Here is a 10,284-nt window from a genome sequence, read left to right as displayed (position 1 = left end):
CTGGGCAAGAGCGCCACTGCAGCCAACGCTGCAAAGCTTGGTGGCCATTTGCCAAGCTATTTTGCAACGGCAACTAGCCTCGATGACTACTACAACAAATCCACCTCAGATAACCGGTATCTGCGCAAGGGAGCAAAGGCCGCAGACAGTGACAAGCTGGACGGGAAGCACGCAAGCGCGTTTGCTCTAAAGACTGACCTCAACGACATTGCCCCTCCCATGTACACAGGGAACGACGGAACCAATGTTGATTATCCCATCGGTACCCTTTTGTGTTGCAGCCCCTATGGGACTAACGGCCCCGTATATTTGCCATCGCCCAATCACGCGACACCGGTTTATGCTGACGCGGCAGGAGGTAGCCTCATTGTTTACACGCGTGGAGGAGGAGGCTCCAGTTGGCTGATGCTGACAGGAACATGGGTATGTCGAGGCCGAACAGGTCCCATCGGTGACTTCACCGGGGCGCTCATGCAGAGGATTTCATGATGATTGCAGCAAAGCTACTAGAAATTCACGGGCTCAAATATGCATCTGATGGCAAAGCTATAATTGCCGATACCACTCAGGATTTCGGGGCAGGCCAGATTAGGTGTGATTTCGTTTATCGGGACGGATCGCAGCAAACCAGCCCGGTCTATGACGCGGTGCGAGACTTTATCGCTTCAGGCGTCATGGAGATTGACCCGCCGACACCTTCAGAGATTATCGAAGAGGAATTGTTCCCTCTTACCCCCCGACAGCTCCGACTGGTCTTGAGCCGCAATGACTATCTGGTCCTGGTCGAACCTGCTCTTGAGGCTATCGAAGACCAGCAAGCCCGAGAGGAAGCACTCATAGAGTGGGGCTATGCCACGCAATATGATCCGGGCAACCCTCTGATCGAACAGCTGAGGCTCGCCCTGGGCATCTCTGAAGGTGAAATGGACACCATGTGGCGAACAGCGCAGACGCTATAGAAGCCCGACGTGGGATCCCCCGACTAATCGTTTGAAATGACCTCAGCTACCGCAAGGTGGCTTTTTTATTGGCTGGCCCATTCGGGCTGGCCATTTTTATGGAGAAAGAGAATGCGCAAACTCAATGAACTGATCTGGCATTGCACAGCCACACCCGAAGGGCGGGAAGTTTCTGTTGCTGAGATTGACCGCTGGCACCGCCAGCGCGGCTGGAACGGGATCGGCTATCACAAGGTGATCCATCTCGATGGCTCTGTATCTGATGGCCGCCCAATCGCGACCATGGGCGCTCATGTCAAAGGGCATAATCGGAGCACCATCGGCTATGTCTATGTTGGGGGGCTTGATGCAAGCGGCAATCCCAAGGACACGCGCACCGACGCCCAGAAGGCAACCATGATCCGTCTCTCTCAAGAAGCCGTGCGTGACTATGGCATCCGGAAAATCTCAGGGCATCGGGATTATGCCGCCAAAGCCTGCCCGTGTTTTGACGCAACAGGTGAATATCACTGGATTGCCAGCGGCATGCCATCCAAAGATCCGGCCCGCCTCATCAAGTCGCGCACGGTAGCGGGAACGACTGTAGCAGCCGCAGCCGGAGCAGGGGCCACAGTAGAAGCTGCTCAGGATGCAATTGCGGGTGTGCAAAACGGTCTTCAGACCCTTTCGGTTGGCGGAGTCATCCCGATCATCATCGGTCTTCTGGTGGTCGCTGGGGCGCTTCTGGCGCTCTATGCCCGTTGGGATGATGCGGGACGGCCAAGCCTGAAGGAAATGATCTCTTGATCCAGCTGATTGCCTGGCTGGCAGGCTCGAAGGTAGGGCGGTGGATTTCCGCTGCTCTGCTGATCATCGCTTCCCTGTCGCTCTTTGCCGCGCGTTTTTATGCCAAGGGCAAAGAGGCAGAGAAAGCCAAACAAACACAGGAGGCTCTCAATCGCCTCAGAAGAAGGATGAAAAGCGATGAGACTATTGCTCGCATGTCTGCTGCTGAGCGCCGTCGCCGCCTGTCAGACGGCTGGAGCCGGTAAGTGCGATGGGTGGAAGGCGATCCATCCGACAAAGCAAGATGCCCAGATTATCTCTGATAGTCTGGTGCAACAAATTCTTGAACATAACAAAAATGGTCTGGATTGCGGATGGGGCGGAAAGTGAAATCGAAACAAGCCGTAATGCCGCTTCGCTGGTGCGGCCTTGGAGCGCCTTGGAGACCAGGGCGCTCCATATGCTCCAACACGATGAACAGATTTGCCAAAAGAGCGGAGAAGGCATGTGATCAACAGAAATGAGCTTCCCACCGTGAGCGTTGTTGGTGGAGCCTGGTTAGTGGACTGGTGGCAGCACTGGATTGAGCCGGGATTGCAGCATCTACTGTTGGTCATCACTGTATTGACGGCCTGCGTGCTGTTGGCAAGGAACGTGTTGGATCTGTTGGTAAAAGTACGGGAATGGAGAGAACGCTCAAGGCGAGACACACTCTCAGATTAGCGCTATTTCGCAATCTTCTTCTGGCTCGATCAATTCTGGCTCTAGATCAAGGGTTGGGGGGCACTCTAAAACACTGGCTAGCTCTGGGCTAATCCTCAGAGGAATGGCAAGGCCCCCATCTTTTAGGGCTACGACCTTCTCAAGGCTTTGCTGGAGCATTTGGGTTAGAAGGAAGACTTCTACCCTGAAGTCAGGACTTGAGTTTAAGAGTGCAACCCAATCCTTATATCTTAATTTTTGATTGTGAGAGAACATAGAATGCAACCTTTTTTATTGGTTGTCTCATGCTCTTCTTTTGTCCGTCCAGTTGACAGAAATCACAGGTCTCCGATCAGAGATTTTGCTTTCTTGTAAAGCGTTGTAGGTATCTCTGTAGAAATGTAGACCGTATTATTAGCCGTCTCTATCCCTTCACAGAAGTGCATGATTTCTCTCAAGATCTTCGAATGCGCTTGTTCGGTTTTTATTTTGTTTTTCACTTCTAATCCTCCTTTGTTTTAGGGGGGGAGGATGAGACAACAAAATAGATAAGCTCATATAAACAACGATTTGTACGAGCGACAATTCAATGCACTTGAATCTACGCATCCACGAGGCCGTTGGGAGGTGGATGATTTCTGGCGCATTGTGTTTTGGTGGTTAACGAGAATTGGTGGACGAGTGTGAATAGAGGGGAGATCCGGGAACCCAGGGAAGAGGGCTTCGTTGTTCTTTCGAAGATTGAAAAGGGCGGGAGGACTAAGCCGCTCCGCGGCAATGCCGTGCGGCGCGTCCGGTATCCTACATCATGATGTCTTGAGATTTGCCCTCCTGGGTTGACGATAAGGATCGTATCCATCGTCAGACAGGAGGTTTCCATGACAGATCAGAAGACGACGCCATTACGTCAGCGCATGATCGAGGACATGAACATTCGAGGGCTTGGGATCAAAACCCAGAAGGCTCATATTCGCAATGTGAAGCATTTCGCCGCATTTCTCGGGCGCCCACCTGATACGGCCACACCAGAGGAGCTTCGTGCATATCAGCTACGGATGACAGAGGATGGCGTATCCGCAAGCACGTTCAACGTGCGTATAATCTCGCTTCGTTTCTTTTTCAGTGTCACGTGCGGGTGTGAAGAGATGAAGCGGTATATGCAATTTCACCGTAAGGCGCGCAAACTGCCAATTGTTCTCAGCGCCGAAGAAGTGGCTGCCATCCTAACCTCTGCTCCTGGCCCAGGCCTCAAGTATCGTGCCGCATTGGGGATCAGCTATGGTGCTGGACTTCGGGCGGCAGAAGTTTGCAATCTCAAGGTTTGTGACATCGACAGTGAACGGATGTTGATCCATGTAGATCAGGGCAAAGGTGGGCGTGATCGCAATGCCATGCTTTCACCAAGCCTTCTCGATTTGTTGCGCAACTATTGGCGTGAGTCCCGCCCGGAAGGATGGCTGTTTCCGGGTAAACCGAAGATCAATCCCTTGTCACCTCGACAACTGAATCGTGCCTTCACATCGGCCAAACACATGGCGGGTATCAAAAAGGCCGCCACCCTACATGCTTTGCGCCACAGCTTCGCCACCCATCTTCTGGAGGCAAATACAGATGTCCGGGTAATTCAAGTCCTGCTCGGCCACGCTAAGCTGTCAACGACAGCACGCTATACGCAGGTGGCAACCAAGACCATCCAGAGTACAGTCAGCCCCTACGAACAGGTCAGGCTGTTGCAGCAGAAAGCCCTCCGACGAGAAGAAGAGTAGGGTTCTGATACTGTAGATCGGCCAAAGCTGGAGATAGCCGATATTTTCCGTCGATACGGCCCGGCCTGGCGACAAGCCAACAAGGGACATATAAGCCTTGACCAACTCAAGGTGATGTCGGCAATAGAAGCCTGCCGAACGGAGGCGCTTGGCGGGCATGTGGCAGGCTGTACCAAGTGTGGCCACCAGCACATCGCCTATAATTCCTGCAAGAACCGCCATTGCCCGAAGTGTCAGGGTCCCGCCGCCCGAGACTGGATGGCAGCAAGAGCTGAAGATCTGTTGCCAGTCGAGTATTTCCATCTCGTCTTTACCCTGCCAGCTGAGATTGCCCAACTTGCCTACTGGAACAAGAGGACACTCTACGGACTGTTGTTCAGGGCATCTGCACAAACGGTGATGACCATCGCCGCTGATCCCAAACGCATGGGTGCCAGGGTGGGCATGACTGCAGTTCTGCACACATGGGGATCGGCCCTCACGCATCATCCCCACATCCATATGATCGTACCCGGCGGAGGCCTGTCAGCGGATGGCACAAAATGGGTTTCCTGCAAACCCGGCTTTTTCCTGCATGTGCGGGTGCTGTCCCGGCTATTCCGACGGCTGTTTCTGGAAGGCCTGTTGGATCTGCAGAAGACCGGCAAGCTTGCCCTCTTCGGAGATCTTGCGAGTTTGTCAGAGCCAGAGGCGTTTGCCGCTTGGCTCCACCCATTCCGCAGGACCGAATGGGTGGTCTATGCCAAGCCTCCCTTTGGCGGTCCTGAAGCTGTGTTGGCCTATCTCAGCCGATACACCCATCGGGTGGCAATCTCCAATAACCGACTGATCAGTGCGGATGCCAGCATAGTGACCTTCCGCTGGAAGGATTACCGCATCAAATCGGGTGATCGACAAAAGATCATGCAGTTGGTGACGCCCGAGTTCATCCGTCGCTTCCTGCTCCATGTTCTGCCTGCAGGCTTCCATCGGATCCGGCATTACGGGTTCTTGGCCAGCGCCAATCGCAAAGCCAATATTGCGAAGATCCGCACAATGCTGGGAGTTGAGCATCAGCTGGAAGATCACAAAGAGGAACTGGCTGTAGAGGTCAGCCCGCTAACCCTGCGAGAACCATGTCCCTGTTGCGGTGGCCCCATGCGGATTATCGAGATCTTCCGGCGAGGTCAGAAGCCTCTATCCCGGGCACCTCCAAGGGAACAGGCCGCATGAGAGATATCTTGCACATCTGGTCCAAACAGAACCGGCGGCTTCAGTTATGCCGGACAGGATACCTTGCGGCCAAATTCGAAAATCTGGTCTCAAGCGGCTTGTCACGACAGAACGCAACATCAAGCTCGATGATTTGGCCAGCCTCAGGCGGCTGGGTGAGAATGAGTCAACCGCCCGACTATCTGCCTTGCCGCACAATCGTACCAACCTTCAAAACGCTTTCCCCATAGATCACACCAAGACCCTCTCGGCTTCGCCCTTCCGAGGTTTGTCAACGCGCGCCATATGTGCCTGCAGAAAACTCATGCCATGGCGCGCATCGAAAAACCTTCAGGATTGCGGTCGTTCGCCGTACGAGCAAGATCGCAAGTATTCTCGGCAAAAGCGGTCATGTGTCGAATATCAAGGTTGAGGTGAATATGAGCTTATATCAACCTCGGGAATAACTGGGGATTTATGTTTCAATTGTTACAAAAGAAGGTAAATACCTTGATCTTGGCATTGGTGCAATCGTAAGTTGGACTTTGACTCAATTGCAGATAGTGCCTTCCTCCGAAGCAAGCTGTTAAGATCTTTCTTTGGCTACTATATTCTCGAGTTTCCCCCCTATCTGCATATAACAAAGCTGCAGGTCTCTAAATGCGTCATTCAATTGGTTACCTTCAAGAAATCGGACCGGATGATTTAGTTCGGCAAGGTGATATTTTTTCAATTCAATCGACTAATGAAGAACACGAAAAGTGGGCAGTGTTGCTAACCAAAGATTGCGACATCGTTCAAGAAAAATTTGGGTCGCATTTAACTTACCTTCCAATTTATTCATTCAATGAATACATTGAGAAATACTACTCTCCTAAAAAAATTGAGATCTTAAAATCAGAAAATATGAAAAATGTAATAAATACATTCAAGTATTTAATTGGAGACGAAAAAGAGGCTTTTGAATTAACTGAAGAATCTCTTCAAGAATGGATTTCTGATGAAGGAATAGAAGGAATTTGTGGGTGCTTTGAATCGAATAATAAGAAAAAAGGTGACTTAGATAAATATTTAAGAACGTTTTCTATATTGACCGACTCTAGTGCACGTAAATACTCAAACAATAATTGGAGGCGCATCCTTGATGTTCATTTATCCAACGGAAAAAACGAAGATAAGATAAAAAAAGAAATTTGCAATCATATCCTTAAGAGTATGGGGGACGAATTCATTTTTGTTCCTGAACTACCCGAAGTTGATAGTGCGGGGTTTATTATTCATTTGCGCGAAATTAAGTCGATCGACTGTAGTCAAGTATTCGCATCCGCTTATAACGCTAAAAAAATTGGAGCCACTTTTCCGAGGCTAATAAGAATTGGAAGATTTTCCGACTATTTAAGATTTTCCATCGCTCAAAATGCTGCTTTACTTTTTTCTCGCATCGGAATGGAAGAGAATTTTGAAGTAGATAGAAAAATTATGGTTGATCTAGCTTCTGAGAGTGCTGTGAAGGAATTTTTAAAATGAAATATTCACTCCTTGTTCTTGATATATCGTCCCTTAATATGCTTTCTTCCTCAGTAGTTGAGGATAGCTGGTTTGAAAACTTCATAATTCCGTCGTCAAAAAAAGATTTGAAGAGAGTTGTTGTTGGAGATGTAATTTATATTATTTCTAAGAATTCGGACATTGATTCAAAATTTTTGGTAATTAATTTGGAAATATTTTCGGATAGTGAAGATAAAAATAGTGGGTTCGATCGTTTAGTGACTGTCGCGTTGTCAGAGCTGGGAACAAATATAAGAATTAACGCAAAGTGGGGGGCTTTTAAAGAAGGTCACTTCATCTCTATTTATTCAATGACTGCGGCCAAAGGTCAGGGAAGCCGATATTATTTTAACACCTTTCCAGATGAATATGACAATGTCATTTATGCATATTCTAAACTAGACCAAATGTCGAAGTTTTCTCAGACTGATCTAAAGATAAAAAAATTTAGAAATTTTACTAATTCGCTACTCGATGCATTGGAGGCTCCGTCTCTCGAGAACACTGATGTTCTTGATGAAAATACGGGAATAGTCCTTTTGAGCCCTTCATCGTTTATGCATTTTGGAAATGAAACACTTCAAGAATGGCTACAAAATAAGCTAACAGGGGAGCAATTGGCTTTTGTAAACCGACCATTGGACGCTCCTGTTCGTTTGAAGGGGCCTGCAGGCTCAGGCAAAACAGTTGCTCTCGCAATAAAATGTCTAAATGATTTCTTTAAAAAAATAGATGAAGGAATATATCCGAAGTTTGCCTTTATCACTCATAGTCAGGAACTCGCGAGGCATGTTGTGACTGATATGTTTAGCGTTTTGGATCCTTCAGACAACTGGAAAGATATAAGCAAAGGCGAACTGTGGATTGGGTCTCTCTATGAGTTAGCCCAGGAGAAGCTAGGCTATCAGAATAAGGCAATAGTACCTCTTTCTCTCGATGGCAGAGAGGGTATGTCGCTACAAATTGACTTCATAAAGGAAGCAATCAGGTATTTAAAGAAAGATTTAAGATTTAAGACATCTATTCTGCCAAAATGCTCGAAATATTTTTCCGATAGATTTAAGTCAGAAAACATTGATGACTTTGTAATCGATATTTCCAATGAGTTTTCAAGTACAATTGATGCTGATCGAATTAAAAAAGGAACACCTGAGGCAGAATCCTATGTCAACGGTAGACGATACAACTATCAGATGATGCTTGATAAAATTGAAGATAGACGGGCAGTTCTGGAAATACATGCAAAATACACAGATCTTCTGAGGGATATGAACACACTCAGTATGGATCAGATGATTGCAGATTTTAACAACCACATTAGATCAAATGAGTGGCAGTTTTCACAAAAGTATTCTCGGGAAGACCCGAGAAGTGAAGGATTTGATGCTATTTATGTCGACGAATTTCACTATTTCAACTCTTCAGAGAGAATGTCTTTTAGGCCACTTTTTCAACCCGAAGCTTTCAACAATGATAAGCCTCCGCTTTTTATGGCATATGATTTCAAGCAGAGTACTCGGGATCTAAATATCGCCAACTTCTTTAAAAAAGTGGAGATTGGTGAAACTCAGGGGCTAGAGCTAACGAAAGTATTTAGATCTACTCCAGAAATTGCAGCATTCTTGCAGGATTTAGATTCTGCTTTTCCACCGCTTGATCTAGCTGAGGAATGGGGGGGATATAGTGGTTCTGCTCAAACTGAAACAGGCGCTACTCCTGAACTAAGATGTTACGGAAGTCAGATTCAGCTTGTAGATGAAACATTCCGACAAGCTCTGCACGCAGCGAACTTGATAGGTGGACGCAATGTAGCGGTATTGTGTTTAAATCCAGAACTTTTCGATACTTATATTAGAGCAGGTCGCACCCAAGACAAGTATGCACCTGTTACTGGTAGGGATGAATTTATTGCGATTAAAAGCAACATCAAGAAACCGGTTTTTAGTATGCCAGAGTACGTTGCTGGACTTCAATTTGATAGTGTTTTTATTATGCATGTTGATCAGTTAGATCTATCTGACGATGAACTAATTAATCGACAAAGGCGATTTATTTCTTCGACCTATCTTGGGGCAAGTCGCGCATCGAAAAAATTAGTGCTTAGTTGTTGCTATGACCGGGGCGGTCCATCTAGAATCTTAAACTCAGCTTTAGCTAATGGTACTCTAGTGAGAACTGAATTTGATATTTAATTTCGACAATTAGTCTTGAAAATATGTATAGAACTATTTTTTAGGCTGGTATGGAGAGCTGGTCCCAGAAATTCGGGCCATGTGTTTGTAACTTGCATGGGGTGGCTCCTCTCGAGCAACATATGACAACTGCAGTATGGCGAATTTCGACGCCGATGGTGCAGGAGCCATCCACACAATCCGTCCTCCGGCCACCTGATCCATAAAAATGCAGCTCTTTGATCGAACGACAGCATTGGGGAAGTAAACTTACCCCAGATGATGGCTGTCGAATGACCGCTTTGGGCCGCGATTGCAAATCACGCGCCTAGATGACTGTTTCCTATTACTGGTGCGCCGCACCAGTCCGGTTCGAGCCCATAGTGACGAATGCTGCAAGAACTTTTAAAACCTGTTATAGATCTGGGTAGTCAAAGGTAATGGGAGCCAAAATGCTAAGAAAAATTTTCCTTTGGGGCGGAACACTTTGGGCATTGATATTATTGGGAGGATATCTCTTTCTGTTTCCGCCGCTCCCAAGACCTCCCCAAATTGCTAGAGGGCTGCCGAGTGATTTTGCAGCGGCTGATGAGGAGTTTCGCGAGCGAGTATTCGCTGCATATCCTTTACCTTTAGCGGTTGAAGAGCTCACAGCTGGTCTGAGTGAGCAAGGGTTTTCCGTTGATACCGAAAACAACTTTGCGATCTTCGAGAAGAGCAAGTTTCCTTGCCTGCTGAGTTGGAGAATTTATTGGCAAGCGGAAGGTGGTTCCGTTAGTGGACTTAATTCCAAATACGGCGGGGCTTGCCTGTAGTGCTGTCTCATCTCCTGCCGAAGCAGCCATTGGTGCAACCGCAGCGAAATGGCGCTCCGTCCGCAGAGCTGCAGTTGCAACTGTCGGAACGCTACACATTGCTTCAATGCGGCTTCACTATTTGGTTTGATACGATATTTTGAAAATTGCACTACGCAATGCACTACAATTTGCACTACATTGGCCTGCTGAATATTGAATTTCTCGCAGAAAATAGGCGTGAGTGTGTCTATCAATAATCCACCCGACTGTTTTGGACTATTGGGTCATCTAATACATGGTCCTGCTATTTCGACCAAATTTTAGCCTGAATAAGGTGGATCTGATTATCTGTTCAGGCAGCCAGTTTTGTTGTTCCATTCATCGT

At 47.7% G+C, this 10,284-nt stretch carries 9 protein-coding genes; all 9 read left to right on the top strand.

Going from position 1 to position 10,284, the window contains the following annotated elements; all coding sequences use genetic code 11:
- The coding region (locus tag BM258_RS24665; protein WP_210186874.1) for a hypothetical protein at positions 1 to 489 on the top strand (489 nt) is incomplete at its 5' end.
- A complete protein-coding gene (locus BM258_RS23905) occupies positions 486 to 959 on the top strand; it encodes a hypothetical protein (protein ID WP_090075754.1) in 474 nt (157 codons plus the stop codon). The genes BM258_RS24665 and BM258_RS23905, both read left to right, overlap by 4 nt.
- Before the next feature lie 111 nt (positions 960 to 1,070).
- Positions 1,071 to 1,745 (top strand): N-acetylmuramoyl-L-alanine amidase, encoded by a 675-nt coding sequence (locus tag BM258_RS23900; protein WP_090075753.1) that lies wholly within the window; start codon positions 1,071 to 1,073, stop codon positions 1,743 to 1,745.
- Positions 1,742 to 1,990, top strand: a complete 249-nt coding sequence (locus BM258_RS23895) for a hypothetical protein (RefSeq protein ID WP_090075752.1) — start codon at positions 1,742 to 1,744, stop codon at positions 1,988 to 1,990. Before BM258_RS23900 ends, BM258_RS23895 begins: the two co-directional genes overlap by 4 nt.
- Before the next feature lie 1,314 nt (positions 1,991 to 3,304).
- On the top strand, positions 3,305 to 4,192 hold the full coding sequence (locus tag BM258_RS23880; RefSeq protein ID WP_090075749.1) for a tyrosine-type recombinase/integrase: 888 nt from the start codon (positions 3,305 to 3,307) through the stop codon (positions 4,190 to 4,192).
- A gap of 27 nt (positions 4,193 to 4,219) precedes the next feature.
- On the top strand, positions 4,220 to 5,404 hold the full coding sequence (locus BM258_RS23875) for an IS91 family transposase (protein WP_090075748.1): 1,185 nt from the start codon (positions 4,220 to 4,222) through the stop codon (positions 5,402 to 5,404).
- Between the two features lie 639 nt (positions 5,405 to 6,043).
- Positions 6,044 to 6,910, top strand: a complete 867-nt coding sequence (locus BM258_RS23870; RefSeq protein WP_090075747.1) for a hypothetical protein — start codon at positions 6,044 to 6,046, stop codon at positions 6,908 to 6,910.
- Positions 6,907 to 9,123: a DEAD/DEAH box helicase gene (locus BM258_RS23865; RefSeq protein WP_090075746.1), complete on the top strand. Its 2,217-nt coding sequence runs from the start codon at positions 6,907 to 6,909 to the stop codon at positions 9,121 to 9,123. Before BM258_RS23870 ends, BM258_RS23865 begins: the two co-directional genes overlap by 4 nt.
- 431 nt (positions 9,124 to 9,554) lie before the next feature.
- Complete coding sequence (locus BM258_RS23860) at positions 9,555 to 9,917, top strand: hypothetical protein (protein WP_139229383.1); 363 nt, start codon at positions 9,555 to 9,557, stop codon at positions 9,915 to 9,917.
- Positions 9,918 to 10,284: the final 367 nt, after the last annotated feature.

Source organism: Cohaesibacter marisflavi (genome assembly GCF_900115225.1).
GTDB classification, from domain to species: domain Bacteria; phylum Pseudomonadota; class Alphaproteobacteria; order Rhizobiales; family Cohaesibacteraceae; genus Cohaesibacter; species Cohaesibacter marisflavi.
Note: the sequence above shows the minus strand (reverse complement) of the source record. Positions and strands in the feature narration are given on the sequence as shown.

Excerpts from the sequence above, each read along its gene's own strand:
- BM258_RS23905 (WP_090075754.1), top strand. The coding sequence starts at position 486 with ATGATGATTGCAGCAAAGCTACTAGAAATTCACGGGCTCAAATATGCA.
- BM258_RS23900 (WP_090075753.1), top strand. The coding sequence starts at position 1,071 with ATGCGCAAACTCAATGAACTGATCTGGCATTGCACAGCCACACCCGAA.
- BM258_RS23880 (WP_090075749.1), top strand. The coding sequence starts at position 3,305 with ATGACAGATCAGAAGACGACGCCATTACGTCAGCGCATGATCGAGGAC.
- BM258_RS23870 (WP_090075747.1), top strand. The coding sequence starts at position 6,044 with ATGCGTCATTCAATTGGTTACCTTCAAGAAATCGGACCGGATGATTTA.
- BM258_RS23865 (WP_090075746.1), top strand. The coding sequence starts at position 6,907 with ATGAAATATTCACTCCTTGTTCTTGATATATCGTCCCTTAATATGCTT.
- BM258_RS23860 (WP_139229383.1), top strand. The coding sequence starts at position 9,555 with ATGCTAAGAAAAATTTTCCTTTGGGGCGGAACACTTTGGGCATTGATA.